Here is a 16,667-nt window from a genome sequence, read left to right as displayed (position 1 = left end):
TTACATTTTTAATTATTTCTCAGCTTTTCCAGCAAGAACTTTCTCCTGAACGCTCTTCGGAACCTGCTCATATTTCTCAAAGAACATGGAGTAGTTACCACGTCCCTGAGTTCTGGAACGAAGGTCGGTAGAATAACCGAACATCTCTGCCAGCGGAACATAAGCCTTAACCAGCTTGCCGCCGCCGATGTCTTCCATACCCTCGATACGACCACGACGAGAGTTGATATCACCGATGATATCACCCATATACTCTTCCGGCATGGTTACCTCAACCTTCATGATCGGCTCAAGCAGTACCGGGTTACCTTTACGCATAGCATCCTTGAATGCCATGGAACCTGCGATATGGAAAGCCATCTCAGAAGAGTCGACCTCATGGTAGGAACCATCGTATACGTCAGCGTGAACGCCGAGTACCGGGAATCCGCCGAGGATACCTGCCTTAGCAGCCTCTTCGATACCTTCGCCTACAGCCGGGATGTACTCTTTCGGGATAGCACCGCCGACAACGCTGGACTCAAACTTGAAGGTCTCTTCGCCGTTCGGATCCATCGGAGTGAAGTGTACCTTACAGTGACCGTACTGACCACGACCACCAGACTGTTTTGCATACTTGCTGTCTACATCTACAGCCTTTGTGAAGGTCTCTTTGTAAGCTACCTGCGGAGCACCTACGTTAGCTTCAACGTGGAACTCACGAAGCAGACGGTCTACGATAATCTCCAGATGGAGCTCGCCCATACCAGCGATGATTGTCTGACCAGTCTCTTTGTTTGTATAAGCACGGAAGGTCGGATCCTCCTCTGCCAGTTTTGCAAGAGCCTCGCCCATCTTGTCCTGACCAGCTTTGGTCTTCGGCTCGATAGCGATGTCGATAACCGGCTCCGGGAACTCCATGGACTCCAGGATTACCGGATGCTGCTCATCACAGATAGTATCACCTGTGGTGGAGAACTTGAATCCGATCGCTGCTGCGATATCACCGGAGTAAACCTTTTCCAGCTCGTGACGCTTGTTGGCATGCATCTGAAGGATACGTCCAACACGCTCTTTTTTGTCCTTTGTTGCATTCAGTACATATGAACCGGAGTTCATAACACCTGAGTACACACGGAAGTAAGCCAGCTTACCTACGAACGGGTCGGTCATGATCTTGAATACAAGAGCGGAGAACGGCTCTTCGTCGGAAGAATGTCTTACAGTCTCGTTGCCATCCAGGTCAACACCCTTGATCGGCGGGATGTCAAGCGGAGACGGCATGAACTCGATGATTGCATCCAGGAGCTTCTGAACACCCTTATTTCTGTATGCAGTACCACAGCATACCGGGATTGCCTGACACTCGCAGGTTGCTTTTCTTAATACTTTCTTTAACTCATCTACAGACGGCTCTTCACCCTCAAGGTAAGCCATCATCAGATCGTCGTCCAGCTCGCAGATCTTCTCTACCAGCTCGGTGTGGTAAAGCTCAGCGTCATCCTTCATATCCTCCGGGATATCAAGGATGCTAATGTCCTCACCCTTATCATCATTGTAGATGTATGCTTTCATCTCGAACAGGTCGATAATTCCCTTGAAATCATCTTCCTTGCCGATCGGAAGCTGTAAACAGATAGCATTCTTACCAAGTCTGGTCTTGATCTGCTCTACACAGCCATAGAAGTTTGCACCCAGGATATCCATCTTGTTGATGAATGCCATACGCGGTACATTGTAGGTATCAGCCTGACGCCATACGTTCTCAGACTGCGGCTCTACACCACCCTTAGCACAGAATACACCTACAGCACCGTCCAGTACACGCAGGGAACGCTCAACCTCAACCGTGAAGTCAACGTGTCCTGGAGTATCGATGATGTTGATACGATGCTCCAGAGCGCCTGGTTTCGGTTTGCAGTTTTCCTGCAGAGTCCAGTGACAGGTTGTCGCTGCAGAAGTGATGGTAATACCTCTCTCCTGCTCCTGAGCCATCCAGTCCATGGTAGCAGTACCTTCATGAGTATCACCGATCTTATAGTTAACACCAGTATAATACAGAATACGCTCAGTAGTGGTAGTCTTACCAGCATCGATATGAGCCATAATACCAATATTTCTGGTTCTCTCTAACGGATATTCTCTTCCAGCCAAAGCTTTTTCCTCCTATTAGAATCTGTAATGAGCAAATGCCTTGTTAGCCTCTGCCATCTTATGCATATCTTCTTTCTTCTTCACAGATGCACCAGTGTTGTTAGCTGCATCCAGAATCTCTTTTGCCAGTCTCTCTTCCTGAGTCTTCTCGCCTCTCTTACGGGAGTACAGAGTGATCCAGCGAAGTGCAAGAGCCTGTCTTCTTTCCGGCTTAACCTCGATCGGTACCTGATAGGTAGCACCACCGATACGTTTTGCCTTAACTTCCAGAACCGGCATGATGTTGTTCATTGCCTCTTCGAAAACCTCTACAGCTTCCTTACCGGATTCTGCAGCGACACGATCAAACGCGCCGTATACGATCTTCTGAGCAACGCCCTTTTTGCCGTCCAGCATGATGTTGTTGATTAATTTAGTAACAACCTTATTGTTGTACAGCGGATCCGCTAATACGTCTCTTTTCTGAGTATGTCCTTTACGTGGCACGTTACTTCCCTCCTTAATATCTGCTCCGGCGGGGAGCCGCGGGAGCCATTCATTAGATCTTAGGTACTCGCATTATTCGCTTAGTGAGGTCTTTCACGAACTTAGCGAATAAGCACACCTGCGAAACGAGCGCGTCTTTCAGCGCGCCACCACGCATGGTGCCTCTTTCTTGGCGACGAATTCAATTTCTTGAACAGCCGTCTTCTTCGCCTTTTCACGAAATTGCTCACCTAAGTCTTGTTGCGTCTCGTGCGCGGTTCTATGATTCCCTGCAACCTACAGGATCAATATCAAAGTCCGGCACATTCATTCTAAATCTAATAGAACTTCTACCTAATTAAAATTATTTCTTGTCTTTCGGTCTCTTAGCGCCGTATTTGGAACGCGCCTGTTTTCTGTTGGCTACGCCTGCAGTATCAAGAGTACCTCTGATGATGTGGTATCTGGTACCTGGTAAGTCTTTTACACGACCACCACGAATCAGAACAACGCTGTGCTCCTGTAAGTTGTGTCCCTCACCCGGGATGTAGCTTGTTACTTCGATACCGTTGGAAAGACGAACTCTGGCGATTTTTCTAAGAGCAGAGTTAGGCTTTTTAGGTGTTGCAGTCTTAACGGCTGTACACACGCCTCTCTTCTGCGGTGCAGAAACGTTGATAGCTTTCTTCTGTAAAGAGTTGTATCCCTTCTGCAGAGCCGGAGCTGTTGATTTCTTTTCAGATGTCTGTCTTCCCTTTCTTACTAACTGGTTAAATGTAGGCATCCTTTTCACCTCCTGTGATATTGTCTGTGGTTGCTTTTTTAAGCTTGTATTTCCGCGCAGAAATTCCTTGAATTTTGCACGCTTACTTATTATAGCTAGTTTGAGTTGCACTGTCAAGGTATAAAATGCAAATTTTTCCCGTAAAATAAAGGGTTTGTTACTGTTCACGCATACGTGCCCAGTAACGGAATTTGCCGTGGCTTCGCATTTAAATACGGCAAATTCCTGCTGCCACCACGTTTTCTTACGGCACTTTCGGTTCCAAAAGTGCCTACCTGTGAGCAGTAACAAGGGTTTTGCGCTGTAGACAGGTACAGTGCAAAACCCTCTATTGTCTCATCTGACTCTTTTTTTCTGGAAAATATCTTAAATATCCCGGAACTTCATTTCCGCTACTCCTGCGGTCCCATGTACTCCGAATCACCAAAACCAAGAATCAGCATAAAAAGCGGATTCAGGAAAAATAAACCAATAGTAAATCCTATCCCGTGACCATAGGCACACGCCAGCTTATAGAGTGCCACCACATTCATGAGTGCTGTTCCCAGAAGCGCAAGCGAACCGATAACTCCCACGATTCCGCCGAAGGAATTTAAAATACCTCCGCCGACCGCCAGTCCGAGTGCCACCCAGAAATACTGCACATCCCAGGTCAGCCGGTACTGTACATAGCCATTGTAAATCGGAATGATGGATTTCCATCCTTCTTCCCCGGCTTTTGTAAAGATCTTCCAGTATGCAATTACCTGCAGAATATAAAAGATAAACGCAAATAATGCATATGCCATAATAAACGCCACCAATCCCATACGCTTTCCTCCTTTCAGTTTTTACTGTCCGAAGAATGTATTCACGCCAGCCAGCAGTCCGTTCGCCAGAGTCTCAAGCGTCGCACCCGAATGATCGGACGCCTTATCTCCCAGCTCAATATCCACACTCGGAATCGTTGAATAGGAAGTCTGGGTCAAATCCATCTCCATGCTGCCTTTAGAATAAATCTTCACACCCGCGCTCTTTAAGCCGCTGATCAGCGACTCGCCCAGTTGGTTGTGCTGCTTCCAATGAGAGGCAACCGGCTCCATCGCACGGTAGGTTGCATTGCTTGGAACGCTCATGAAAAAGGCACCCTTGTTGCTGCTGGTTGAATCCCAGTGCAAGGCTATATGACAGTCCGCGTTGTTATTCGCAATGACCGTACGAGCTATATTATCCAGCTGTACATCATCTGATTCACGGATCATCAGTACATCATAGCCTGCATTCAGAAGTTTTGTCTTAAGCACCTTTGCCATAGCAAGTGTTACCTTGCTCTCTGCTGTTCCATCTGCAAAGGTCATACCGCTGGAAACTGCCACTGCTGAGGTAGCACCGGCTCCGGTTGTGCCGCCGGTTACTTTCGCACTTCCATCCGGATGACACTGGGTCTTGACGCTTCCGCCACCGTTTGTTCCATGTCCGGCATTGACACAGACCACTTTATTTTTCTTGTTGGAAGCAGTCGAGCGGTACAGGGTCGCAGTTCCGCTGTTGATCTTTGAATAATTTGCGTATTTATAATTAGAAGAAAGTGCGATCGCCGTGCCGCCGGATGTCTGCGCTCCCGCTGCTGTCTGGCTGGTTGTCTGGACAGCACCTGCAGATGCCGGTTTTTTGCTTGTCACATAGGCGGATGAAACGTAATACTTCTTTCCATTCAAAAGAATCATCGTCCACTGCCCGCTGGTTCCCACGCGCTCCAGCTTCTGACCGTAGGACAGATTGCCCGCGATATTATTGTCCTTGATCTGCGCCGATGTCCGGTAGCGCAGGGAAGACGTATTGACATACACCGAGTCACCTGCCAGCGCGATCTGCGACATACCGGCTGTCATCAGCAGAGCCGCCGCCAGTCCCAGTGTGTGTTTTTTGAGCCAATTGTGTCTCTTCATCTATATAATCTCCTTCCAATGTCTCTATTTTTAAAATAATTGTTTCTGTTTTGAAAGTCTAAAATCGTTAAATTTGTTCTTTAAATTTATACAATTTAATCACATTACTTTGGATTTTAAACATTTCCTTTATAAGTATAACGGATTTTCCCCTTCGATTCAACCAATCCCGCGCTTCTATTTCTTACGGTTTTCTGTCTATGATATGGCAGGAACGAATGTGCCTTGGCACATTCGGGCGTCTCGCGCGGTCGCTTGCGACAACCTACAGCTTCGCGCGAGTGCGCATCATTGGCACAAAAAAAGACCGCCGCATCTCTGCGGCGATCTCCAAAAAACGATTCCGTTTTTCATTTTTAATTATTCTTCACTCAGCTCATCCTCGTTGAGTACAATCTTGTCTGCCTCGTCCAGTTCAGCCGGCTCGTTGAAGTCGTCCTCTGCCAGATCGATATCATCCTCTTCCTCAACATCAGTGTTCAGCTTGATGGAGCGGTAACGCTTCATACCGGTACCAGCCGGAATCAGCTTACCAATCAGAACGTTCTCCTTCAGACCAATCAGCTTATCTACCTTTCCGTTGATGGCAGCCTCGGTCAGAACCTTGGTTGTCTCCTGGAAGGATGCAGCGGATAAGAAGGAGTCGGTTGCCAGAGATGCCTTGGTGATACCCAGCATAACCTGACGTCCGATCGCCGGCTCTTTGCCCTCGGCTTCCAGCGCCTCGTTCATCTCGTTGAAATCGAGTACATCCATGGATACGCCCGGCAGTACGTCGGAATCTCCACTTTCCTCAATCTTAATCTTCTTTAACATCTGGTGTACGATCATCTCGATATGCTTATCATTGATTTCTACACCCTGTAAGCGGTATACACGCTGTACTTCCTGGATCATGTAATCCTGTACGGCGCGGACGCCCTTGATCTTCAGAATATCGTGCGGGTTCACGCTACCTTCGGTCAGCTCGTCACCAGCCTCCAGAACCGCGCCGTCCTGAATCTTGATACGGGAGCCGTAAGGAATCAGGTATGTCTTGGAATTGCCCGTCTCATTATCCGTGATAATGATCTCACGTTTCTTCTTGGTATCTTTGATGGTTGCCACACCGCCGAACTCAGCGATGATAGCAAGTCCCTTCGGCTTACGTGCCTCGAAAAGCTCCTCGACACGCGGAAGACCCTGTGTGATATCGCCACCGGCAACGCCGCCCGAGTGGAACGTACGCATGGTCAGCTGTGTACCAGGCTCACCGATGGACTGTGCCGCGATGATGCCGACTGCCTCACCGACCTGAACCGGCTGACCGGTTGCCATGTTGGCACCGTAGCACTTCGCACACACACCGATATGGGATTTACAGGTCAGAACGGTACGGATCTTGATGGAATCTCTGCCCTGTTTCTTCAATGCTGCCATAACAGCCGCTGCACGCTTCGGCGTACACATATGGTTCTTCTCGATCACCACTTCACCTGTATCCGGGTCTGTGATTGTCTCAGCGATGAAACGTCCTGTGATACGCTCCTGCAATGTCTCGATGGTCTCCTGACCATCCATGAATGCCTTGATCTCCATATACGGAATTTCCGGCTTATCCCAGCAGCAGTCCTCCTCGCGGACGATCAGATCCTGGGATACGTCTACCAGACGTCTGGTCAGGTAACCAGAGTCGGCAGTACGCAGAGCCGTATCGGACATACCTTTTCGAGCTCCGTGTGCGGAGATGAAGTACTCCAGTACGTCCAGACCCTCACGGAAGTTGGACTTGATAGGAAGTTCAATCGTATGACCGGTCGTATCTGCCATCAGTCCTCGCATACCAGCAAGCTGTTTAATCTGCTTATCCGATCCTCGCGCACCGGAGTCAGCCATCATGAAGATGTTGTTATATTTGTCAAGTCCTGTCAGCAGGTCGTGAGTCAACTGATCATCGGTTGCCTTCCAGGTCTCGATAACTTCTTTGTAACGCTCTTCCTCTGTGATAAGACCACGGCGGAAGTTCTTTGCGATATGATCAACCGTTGCCTGCGCGTCAGCAATCAGCTTCGGCTTGCTTGCCGGTACGGTCATATCGGAAATCGATACGGTCATGGCTGCACGTGTAGAGAACTTGTAGCCAATCGCCTTGATATCATCCAGGGTGATCGCTGTCTGGGTTGCACCATGGACATTGATAACCTTCTCCAGAATCTGCTTTAACTGCTTCTTGCCTACGTGGAAGTCAACTTCCAGTTTCAGCTCGTTCTCTTTCTGGGAACGGTCTACGAAGCCCAGATCCTGCGGGATGATCTCGTTGAAGATGAAACGTCCAACGGTAGACTCGATGATACCAGTCTTCGTTGTGCCATCCGGCATCGTGCGGGTTACTCTTACTTTGACACGGGAATGCAGGGTAACAACCTTGTTCTCGTATGCAAGAATCGCCTCGTTGATGCTCTTGAATGCCATGCCCTCGCCCTTGGCGCCCGGACGTTCCTGGGTCAGATAGTAAATACCAAGTACCATATCCTGGGAAGGAACGGCTACCGGACCACCATCGGACGGTTTTAACAGGTTATTCGGAGAAAGCAGCAGGAAACGGCACTCTGCCTGTGCCTCCACGGAAAGCGGAAGATGTACCGCCATCTGGTCGCCATCGAAATCGGCGTTGAATGCGGTACAAACAAGCGGATGCAGCTTGATTGCCTTACCTTCTACCAGAATCGGCTCGAATGCCTGGATACCCAGACGATGCAGTGTAGGAGCACGGTTTAACATAACCGGATGCTCTTTGATTACATCCTCGAGAACGTCCCAAACCTCCGGCTGAAGGCGCTCTACCATCTTCTTTGCATTTTTAATGTTATGAGCGGTTCCGTTGGAAACCAGCTCTTTCATAACGAACGGTTTAAACAGCTCGATCGCCATCTCTTTCGGCAGACCGCACTGGTAAATCTTTAACTCCGGTCCTACGACGATAACGGAACGTCCAGAATAGTCAACTCGCTTACCCAGAAGGTTCTGACGGAAACGTCCCTGTTTACCCTTTAACATATCAGAAAGGGACTTGAGGGCACGGTTGCCAGGACCGGTAACCGGACGGCCACGGCGGCCATTATCAATTAATGCGTCAACTGCCTCCTGAAGCATACGTTTCTCGTTGCGCACGATGATATCCGGTGCGCCGAGCTCCAGAAGTCTTGCAAGACGGTTGTTACGGTTGATAATACGACGATACAGATCGTTTAAGTCGGAAGTTGCGAAACGTCCGCCATCCAACTGTACCATCGGACGGATATCCGGCGGGATAACCGGGACAACGGTCATGATCATCCACTCCGGTTTGTTGCCGGAATTTCTGAATGCCTCTACGACTTCCAGACGCTTGATGATGCGGGCACGCTTCTGTCCGGTTGCATCCTGTAACTGGTTTCTCAGATCCTCAGAATCCTTCTCCAGGTCGATCGCCTTTAAAAGCTCCTGAATCGCCTCGGCACCCATGCCGACACGGAAAGAACCGTAACCGTATTTCTCGATCTCGTCACGGTACTCCTTCTCAGACAGAACCTGCTTCATCTGCAGTCCGGTCTGTCCCGGATCCAGCACGATATAGGAAGCGAAGTACAGAACCTTCTCCAGAGTTCTCGGAGAAATGTCCAGAATCAGACCCATGCGGCTCGGAATTCCCTTGAAATACCAGATGTGGGAAACCGGAGCTGCAAGCTCGATATGACCCATGCGCTCACGGCGGACGCTGGCTTTTGTAACCTCAACGCCGCAGCGGTCACAGATAACACCTTTATATCTGATTTTTTTATATTTACCACAGTGGCACTCCCAGTCCTTGCTCGGTCCAAAGATTCTCTCACAGAACAGGCCGTCTTTCTCCGGCTTTAATGTTCTGTAGTTGATGGTCTCCGGCTTTTTAACCTCGCCGTGAGACCACTCCAGAATCTTTTCAGGGGATGCCAAACCGATCTTGATTGCGTCAAATGTCAATGGTTGATATGTTTCATTTGTCTCTGGCATGAGCGGTACTCCCTCCTATCGATTATTCTTCGTCGTCAGATCCATTATCATCGGAAACGTCTGCATAGTCATCGTCCGTATAGCCGTCTGCCTCTGCTGTATACTCATCGTGCTCTACATCGGTCAGCTCACCATCTTTAAATTCCTGCTCCTGGTAACCGTAGTTGCCAAAGGACTCATTCTGAGAGTAACGCTTGCTGTCACCCTCGATGACGGAACGAAGATCGGTATCGCCTTCGTCGATGTTCTCCTTGAGCTCGATCTCGGAACCGTCTTCTGCCAGAACTCTGACATCCAGACCCAGGGACTGAAGCTCTTTTAAGAGTACCTTGAAGGACTCCGGAATACCCGGCTCCGGAATATTCTCGCCCTTGATGATTGCCTCGTATGTCTTCACACGACCTACCACATCATCAGACTTCACGGTCAGGATCTCCTGCAGCGTGTAGGATGCGCCATACGCCTCCAGAGCCCAAACCTCCATCTCTCCGAAACGCTGGCCACCGAACTGAGCTTTACCACCCAGCGGCTGCTGTGTAACGAGGGAGTAAGGACCTGTGGAACGTGCATGAATCTTATCATCAACCAGATGATGCAGTTTCAGGTAATGCATGTGTCCGATTGTAACCGGGCTGTCGAAGTATTCGCCGGTACGTCCATCTCTCAGGCGGACTTTACCGTCACGTCCGATCGGAACGCCCTTCCAGAGTTTTCTGTGCTCCAGATGGGTACCCAGATACTCCATAACTTCCGGATCTACAATATCTTTATATTTTGCTTCGAACTCTTCCCAGGAGGTGTTGACATAGTCATTTGCCATCTCCAGAGTGTTCTGAATATCTTTCTCGTCTGCGCCATCGAAAATCGGGGTGGACACATCAAAACCAAGTGCTTTGGCAGCAAGGCTTAAATGAATCTCCAGGACCTGTCCGATATTCATACGGGACGGTACGCCCAGTGGGTTCAGTACGATGTCGAGCGGACGGCCATTCGGAAGGAACGGCATATCCTCAACCGGAAGTACACGGGAAACGACACCCTTGTTACCATGACGGCCAGCCATCTTATCGCCGACGGAAATCTTTCTCTTCTGTGCAATGTAGATACGAACGGTCTTATTTACACCCGGAGCCAGCTCGTCGCCGTTCTCTCTTGTAAATACCTTCGCATCAATGATGATACCGTATGCACCATGCGGTACTTTCAGGGAAGTATCACGAACCTCTCTTGCCTTCTCACCGAAGATCGCACGTAACAGGCGCTCTTCTGCGGTCAGCTCGGTCTCTCCCTTCGGAGTAACCTTACCTACCAGGATATCACCGGCACGAACCTCTGCACCAATGCGGATGATACCGCGCTCGTCCAGATCTTTCAGTGCATCCTCGCCGACACCCGGAACATCTCTTGTGATCTCTTCCGGTCCCAGCTTGGTATCACGTGCTTCTGCCTCGTATTCCTCGATATGGACGGAGGTATATACATCCTCCTGAACCAGACGCTCAGACAGAAGAACGGCATCCTCGTAGTTGTAGCCTTCCCAGGTCATGAAGCCGATCAGCGGGTTTTTGCCCAGACCGATCTCACCGTTGCAGGTGGACGGGCCATCTGCGATAACCTCGCCAGCTTCGACATGGTCATTCTTGTATACAATCGGTTTCTGATTGTAGCAGTTGGACTGGTTACTTCTCTTGAATTTTGTCAGATGGTATACATCGCGGTTTCCATCGGAATCTCTCTTGATGATGATCTCGTTGGAAGCGGAGCGCTCAACCACACCGGCATTCTTTGCAACGACACACACACCGGAGTCAACAGCTGCCTTCGCGGAAATACCGGTATCGACAACGGCTCTCTCGGTGGTCAGAAGCGGTACCGCCTGACGCTGCATGTTCGATCCCATCAGAGCACGGTTCGCATCGTCGTTCTGCAGGAACGGAATCATGGAAGTAGCTACGGAGAATACCATCTTCGGGGATACGTCCATCAGGTCGATTTTCTTCTTCTGGAACTCGGAGGTCTCCTCACGGAAACGACCAGATACGTTATTGTGGACGAAGTGTCCTTCTTCGTCTAACTGCTCGTTTGCCTGTGCAACAACGAAGTTATCTTCCTCGTCTGCTGTCAGGTATACAACCTCATCCGTAACAACCGGGTTGGACGGATCGGTTTTATCTACTACACGGTACGGAGCTTCGATGAAACCGTACTCATTGACACGTGCGTAAGATGCCAGGGAGTTGATTAGACCGATGTTCGGTCCCTCAGGTGTCTCGATCGGGCACATACGGCCATAGTGTGTGTAGTGTACATCTCGTACCTCGAATCCGGCACGGTCCCTTGACAGACCGCCAGGACCCAGGGCAGAAAGACGTCTCTTATGGGTCAGCTCGGACAGCGGATTGTTCTGATCCATGAACTGGGACAGCTGGGAACTTCCGAAGAACTCCTTGACTGCTGCTGTAACCGGCTTGATATTGATCAGGGACTGGGCAGAAACACCTTCCATGTCCTGTGTTGTCATACGCTCACGTACCACACGCTCCATACGGGACAGACCGATACGGTACTGGTTCTGAAGCAGCTCGCCGACCGCACGGATACGACGGTTGCCCAGATGGTCGATATCATCTGGATTGCCGATGCCGCCTTCCAGATGCATGTTGTAGTTGATGGAAGCGATGATATCTTCCTTCGTAATGTGCTTCGGAATCAAGTCATGGATATCTCTGCGGATAATCTCTTTTAACTCCTCATCAGAAGCGCCGGCATTTTCTTCCAGAATACCCTGGAGAACCGGATAGAATACTAACTCTGTGACGCCTACTTCTTCCGGATCGAAATTCACATAAGCGCCCAGATCTACCATCATGTTAGAAAGAACCTTGTGATTCTTCTTCTCACCCTGAATCCATACAAACGGAACGCCTGCGTTCTGGATGTCAGTAGCAAGTTCCTTGGTAACCTTTGTTCCCTGCTCCGCCAGAATCTCTCCGGTAGTTGTATCAACCACATCCTCAGCCAGAACGTGACCTACGATACGGTTCTTAAAGTGAAGCTTTTTATTGAATTTATAACGACCTACCTTTGCCAGATCGTAGCGGCGCGGATCGAAGAACATGCTGTTTAACAGGCTCTCTGCGCTGTCTACGGAAAGCGGCTCACCTGGACGAATCTTCTTATATAATTCCAGAAGGCCATCCTGGTAGTTGTTGGACGGATCCTTCTCAAAGCTCTTCTCCAGTTTCAGCTCATCGCCGAACAGGTCAATGATCTCGGCGTTAGTACCGTAACCAAGAGCACGGATCAGAACAGTAACAGGAACTTTTCTGGTCCGGTCTACACGCACGTAGAAAATGTCGTTGGAATCTGTCTCATACTCCAGCCAGGCACCCCGGTTCGGGATAACGGTGCAGCTGTATAACTCTGTACCGATCTTATCGTGCGCGATTCCATAATAAATACCAGGGGAACGAACAAGCTGGCTGACGATAACTCGCTCCGCTCCGTTGATAACGAAGGAGCCGGTGTCGGTCATAAGTGGAAGATCACCCATGAAAATCTCATGTTCATTGATCTCATCTTTATCTTTATTGCAAAGTCTTACCTTTACCTTCAGAGGAGCTGCATAGGTCGCATCGCGCTCTTTGCACTCTTCGATCGTATATTTGATATCGTTTTTACACAGTGTAAAATCCACAAATTCCAGACTCAAGTGACCTGCGAAATCCGTGATCGGGGAGATATCAGCAAACACTTCTTTCAGTCCCTCATCCAGGAACCACTGATACGAGTTTTTCTGAATCTCAATCAAATTCGGCATTTCCAGAACTTCTTTTTGTCTTGAGAAGGTCATCCTTACACCTTTACCGGTTTTTACCGGACGCATCCTGCTTTTCTCCATTCGATGTTTCACCCCTGTTTTCTTTCTATCTCTATGGTTTGCATTTTTCCATCTCCGAACCAGCCTTGTTTCATGCCGCCGGAGCTGCACTGTCATTTGGGCATACGAATACCCGGAAAACACAGTTTTCCACAATAGTGCATTCTCCATCTTAGCATGGGATTTGATGGGTGTCAAGTGGTTTTTTGATGGATTTGGAATAAGCCATAGTTACCCGTCTATTTTTCTTGCCATTTCCCCTCTCCAATGCTATAATACATAGTAATTGCGCGGCTATTTTCGTTATTTCTGCGAAATGGGATTGGATTTGCGTCCCGCCGCTATCTACAACGGAGGTATATATATATGTCATTTTGGAATGTACTGCTAGTTATTATCGTCATTCTGGCTATCCTTCTTGTCGTACTGTATATTCTGGGTTCCCGGATGCAGAAACGTCAGGCAGAGCAGCAGACTATGATCGACGCTTCGAAACAGACAGTTTCGATTCTGGCGATTGACAAAAAGAAACTGAAAATCGGAGATTCCGGTCTCCCGAAGATGGTTATTGACCAGACTCCATGGTATATGAAGTGGGCGAAGCTCCCGATCGTAAAGGCTAAGATCGGACCGAAGGTTGTGACCATGATCGCGGATGAGAAGGTATTCCTTCAGTTACCGCTCCGCACCGAGGCAAAGGTTGTCATCAGCGGTCTTTATATCACAGAGATCAAGAGCGTGCGCGGAGGTATCCCGCCGCTGCCGAAGAAGAAAAAATTCTTTGACCGTTTCAAGAAAAATACAGAAGAGGCAGCAAAGAAAGAAGCTTCCAAGTCCAAGAAAAATAAATAATGGATCTTAAAATCCCGGAAATGTAACTGATTGCACGTTTCCGGGATTTTTGATTCATCGATTTTATTTCTTTGTTTCTATATTCTTTTATATTTACTGCTCTTTCAGGTTCAATTTCGCCGTCGCCTTCGATTTCACATCAATTTCAATATGGCTCTGGCTGGTCTGCTCATAGTTGAGTTCCAGCGTATAATCAATCTGGATTTTCAGATGATCCGGACCTTCATTGATCTTGATGCGGTCGGTCGTGACGCCCACGATCATCTGACCGTATGGAGTCACATAACAGCTGACATTCGGACGGTTCTCCTGAAAAATCATATGCGCCCGCGCATCGCCTCCCTTGATCATATCGACGCTGTCCGCATTGGCTTTGATGGTATTGCGGATGCTTCCTTCCTCGCCCTCCAGGATCTCATCATAGATGATATAATGCTTGCCATTTTTGAAATAATAGCTGCCTGCCGTGATAACCTCCAGGTTATTCGTCTCCCCGTCCGCAATATGGGCACCGCGCACGGATACAAGCACATCTTTCGTCATATTTTAATACTCCTCAATGTTAATCTGTTTCGTGTCTTTTACCTCTTTTGGCAGAATCGCCTTGGCAAAACGCGTGAAATTCTCCGCCCGGTCGCTGACAAAGAACTGATACTGGTCAAGAATCGGCTCCCCGGCAGCAGCGCGGCGGCTGTTTTCCTCCGAAAAACGTTCCAGATCCTCCGAACTGCGTGTCAGATCCATGTCCCGCAGCAGAGTTTTAAGTTCAATCGCCGTCTCATATGCCGGATTTACCAAAGTCACCTCGTCGCCCATCAGCCGATGCAACGTCGAACGCAGCAGCGGATAATGCGTACATCCCATAACCAGCGTATCAATGTATTTTTCTTTCAGCGAAGAAAGATACCGGGAGGCAATCTCGTCTGTTACCGAATCATGAAAGAGTCCTTCCTCCACCAGCGGCACAAAGAGCGGACACGGTTTTCCAATGACCTCAATATCCGGGCGCAGCTTCTGCATTTCTCTGGTATAAATACCGCTCCGGATGGTCGCCTCGGTTCCAATCACGCCAATCTTTCCATTATGGGTTGCCTCGGCAGCCGTACGCGCGCCCGCGTAGATAACCCCGATGATCGGGATATCCAATTCCTGTTTGACCGTCTCCAGTGCACACGCCGAGGCCGTGTTGCAGGCAATCACGATCGCCTTGACTCCCTGTGTTTTCAGAAAACGGATGATCTGGCGGGAATAGCGCAGTACCGTCTCCTGCGATTTGCTTCCATATGGAACGCGCGCCGTATCTCCAAAGTATACGATGCGCTCCTGCGGCATCTGGCGCATGATCTCACGGGCTACCGTCAGACCGCCGATGCCTGAATCAAAAACTCCGATCGGGGCATTTCTATCCATGTTTACCTTCCTTTCGGCAAAATTCTTATGGTCATGTTTCCATTCTTTCCCGAACTTCTGTGTATATCGAATCATATAACGTCCAAAAGTAGATTCTCTCACACTGTTTCAGGATTCTGAAACATTTTTATTTATTTCTAGGCTTCGTAGCGTTTCAGTCCGTGTTCAATCAGCTTTGTCACCATCTCCGGCTTCGGGATTCCGGCCGCCTCAAAGAGCATCGGGTACATACTAATCGCGGTAAAGCCCGGCATGGTATTGATCTCATTGAAGATAACCTCGCCGTCCTTCGTCACAAAGAAATCGACACGCGACAGACCATAGCCATCTACCGCCTTGAAAATACGTCTCGCCGCCTGACGCACACGCTCGGTCGCATCGCCCGGAAGCTCTGGATTTACCACGGTTCTGGACTCTGCGTTGTAATATTTCGCATCAAAATCATAGAAATCGGCTGCTGCCAGAATCTCGCCAACACCGGAAGCGATGACCGGTTCTGTGCCATTTCCAAAGACCGCACATTCGATCTCACGGCCGACAATCGTCTCCTCAACCAGAATCTTGCGGTCATGGTGCGCCGCCTCCTTTAAGCCTGCAATCAGCTCTTCGCGATCCGACGCCTTGCTGACACCTCTGGAAGAACCTGCATTGGACGGCTTGATAAATACCGGATATGAGAACCGGTTCTCGATGCGTGCCACAACCTCATCCATCTTTTCAAGTTCTTTGCGGATGACCAGCTCATATGCCGCCTGGCGCACGCCTGTGTGGTCAACAATCTGTTTTGTATACACTTTATCCATCGAAACGCTGGACGCCAGCACACCGCATCCGACATACGGGATTTTTGCCAACTCAAAGATGCCCTGAATGGTGCCGTCCTCGCCCCAGAGTCCATGCAGAACCGGGAATACCACATCAATGCGGATCATTTCCGCCTTACCATCTTTCAGGACGATCACGGATTTCTCCGTTGCATCCGGGGAAAGGATCGCGGTCGTCGTGTTCTTTCTCCAGCTCTCATCCTCGATCTGCTCGACCGAGTCAACCAGCAGCCATTTTCCCTCTTCGGTAATTCCGATCAGGGTTACATCATAGCGCTCTGTATCTATATTTTTAATGACATTGATTGCCGACATACATGAAACAATATGTTCCGAAGACTGTCCGCCAAATACCACAAGTACACTCTTTTTCATAATAT

At 49.2% G+C, this 16,667-nt stretch carries 11 protein-coding genes; 1 reads left to right on the top strand and 10 read right to left on the bottom strand.

All coding sequences use genetic code 11. From position 1 onward, the window contains the following. Nucleotides 1-12: 12 nt before the first annotated feature. The 7 genes from fusA to DW720_RS02490 all read right to left on the bottom strand — a co-directional run bounded on the left by fusA (nucleotide 13) and on the right by DW720_RS02490 (nucleotide 13,222). Entirely contained in the window at nucleotides 13-2,133 is a 2,121-nt protein-coding gene (fusA, locus tag DW720_RS02520) for an elongation factor G (protein ID WP_107000673.1), read from the bottom strand. A 15-nt stretch (nucleotides 2,134-2,148) separates the two neighbouring features. Continuing rightward, nucleotides 2,149-2,619 carry a 30S ribosomal protein S7 gene (rpsG, locus tag DW720_RS02515; protein WP_022358473.1) on the bottom strand — a complete coding sequence of 157 codons (471 nt, stop codon included), beginning with the start codon at nucleotides 2,617-2,619 and terminating at the stop codon, nucleotides 2,149-2,151. Nucleotides 2,620-2,962: 343 nt separating this feature from the next. Next, nucleotides 2,963-3,382, bottom strand: coding sequence for a 30S ribosomal protein S12 (rpsL, locus tag DW720_RS02510; protein WP_022358472.1), 420 nt, complete (start codon nucleotides 3,380-3,382; stop codon nucleotides 2,963-2,965). A 392-nt stretch (nucleotides 3,383-3,774) separates the two neighbouring features. Further along, a complete protein-coding gene (locus DW720_RS02505; RefSeq protein ID WP_022358471.1) occupies nucleotides 3,775-4,191 on the bottom strand; it encodes a DUF5684 domain-containing protein in 417 nt (138 codons plus the stop codon). Between the two features lie 21 nt (nucleotides 4,192-4,212). Continuing rightward, nucleotides 4,213-5,310 (bottom strand): N-acetylmuramoyl-L-alanine amidase, encoded by a 1,098-nt coding sequence (locus DW720_RS02500; protein ID WP_118494279.1) that lies wholly within the window; start codon nucleotides 5,308-5,310, stop codon nucleotides 4,213-4,215. Between the two features lie 360 nt (nucleotides 5,311-5,670). Next, nucleotides 5,671-9,321, bottom strand: a complete 3,651-nt coding sequence (rpoC, locus tag DW720_RS02495) for a DNA-directed RNA polymerase subunit beta' (RefSeq protein ID WP_107000676.1) — start codon at nucleotides 9,319-9,321, stop codon at nucleotides 5,671-5,673. 22 nt (nucleotides 9,322-9,343) lie between these two features. After that, on the bottom strand, nucleotides 9,344-13,222 hold the full coding sequence (locus DW720_RS02490) for a DNA-directed RNA polymerase subunit beta (RefSeq protein WP_107000677.1): 3,879 nt from the start codon (nucleotides 13,220-13,222) through the stop codon (nucleotides 9,344-9,346). Nucleotides 13,223-13,567: 345 nt separating this feature from the next. Here DW720_RS02490 and DW720_RS02485 point away from each other — a divergent pair, with 345 nt between their 5' ends. Further along, nucleotides 13,568-14,053, top strand: a complete 486-nt coding sequence (locus DW720_RS02485) for a hypothetical protein (RefSeq protein ID WP_022360091.1) — start codon at nucleotides 13,568-13,570, stop codon at nucleotides 14,051-14,053. Between the two features lie 93 nt (nucleotides 14,054-14,146). On the opposite strand, the gene DW720_RS02480 is transcribed toward DW720_RS02485, so the two are convergent. From DW720_RS02480 to DW720_RS02470, 3 genes are all read right to left on the bottom strand, one after another. Continuing rightward, nucleotides 14,147-14,596: a DUF1934 domain-containing protein gene (locus tag DW720_RS02480; RefSeq protein ID WP_022360090.1), complete on the bottom strand. Its 450-nt coding sequence runs from the start codon at nucleotides 14,594-14,596 to the stop codon at nucleotides 14,147-14,149. Between the two features lie 3 nt (nucleotides 14,597-14,599). Beyond that, nucleotides 14,600-15,463 (bottom strand): glutamate racemase, encoded by an 864-nt coding sequence (gene murI / locus DW720_RS02475; protein WP_118637870.1) that lies wholly within the window; start codon nucleotides 15,461-15,463, stop codon nucleotides 14,600-14,602. Nucleotides 15,464-15,600: 137 nt separating this feature from the next. Beyond that, entirely contained in the window at nucleotides 15,601-16,662 is a 1,062-nt protein-coding gene (locus DW720_RS02470; protein WP_181357193.1) for a D-alanine--D-alanine ligase family protein, read from the bottom strand. Between the last annotated feature and the right edge of the window lie 5 nt (nucleotides 16,663-16,667).

It is taken from the genome of Clostridium sp. AM27-28 (genome assembly GCF_003480955.1).
In the GTDB taxonomy this organism is placed as follows: domain Bacteria; phylum Bacillota; class Clostridia; order Lachnospirales; family Lachnospiraceae; genus Otoolea; species Otoolea fessa.
Note: the sequence above shows the minus strand (reverse complement) of the source record. Positions and strands in the feature narration are given on the sequence as shown.

What these genes read in the sequence shown, in the direction of transcription:
- murI (WP_118637870.1), bottom strand. Translation starts at nt 15,463, where the DNA reads ATGGATAGAAATGCCCCGATCGGAGTTTTTGATTCAGGCATCGGCGGT.
- DW720_RS02490 (WP_107000677.1), bottom strand. Translation starts at nt 13,222, where the DNA reads ATGGAGAAAAGCAGGATGCGTCCGGTAAAAACCGGTAAAGGTGTAAGG.
- DW720_RS02500 (WP_118494279.1), bottom strand. Translation starts at nt 5,310, where the DNA reads ATGAAGAGACACAATTGGCTCAAAAAACACACACTGGGACTGGCGGCG.
- rpsL (WP_022358472.1), bottom strand. Translation starts at nt 3,382, where the DNA reads ATGCCTACATTTAACCAGTTAGTAAGAAAGGGAAGACAGACATCTGAA.
- DW720_RS02505 (WP_022358471.1), bottom strand. Translation starts at nt 4,191, where the DNA reads ATGGGATTGGTGGCGTTTATTATGGCATATGCATTATTTGCGTTTATC.
- DW720_RS02480 (WP_022360090.1), bottom strand. Translation starts at nt 14,596, where the DNA reads ATGACGAAAGATGTGCTTGTATCCGTGCGCGGTGCCCATATTGCGGAC.
- DW720_RS02485 (WP_022360091.1), top strand. Translation starts at nt 13,568, where the DNA reads ATGTCATTTTGGAATGTACTGCTAGTTATTATCGTCATTCTGGCTATC.
- DW720_RS02470 (WP_181357193.1), bottom strand. Translation starts at nt 16,662, where the DNA reads ATGAAAAAGAGTGTACTTGTGGTATTTGGCGGACAGTCTTCGGAACAT.
- rpoC (WP_107000676.1), bottom strand. Translation starts at nt 9,321, where the DNA reads ATGCCAGAGACAAATGAAACATATCAACCATTGACATTTGACGCAATC.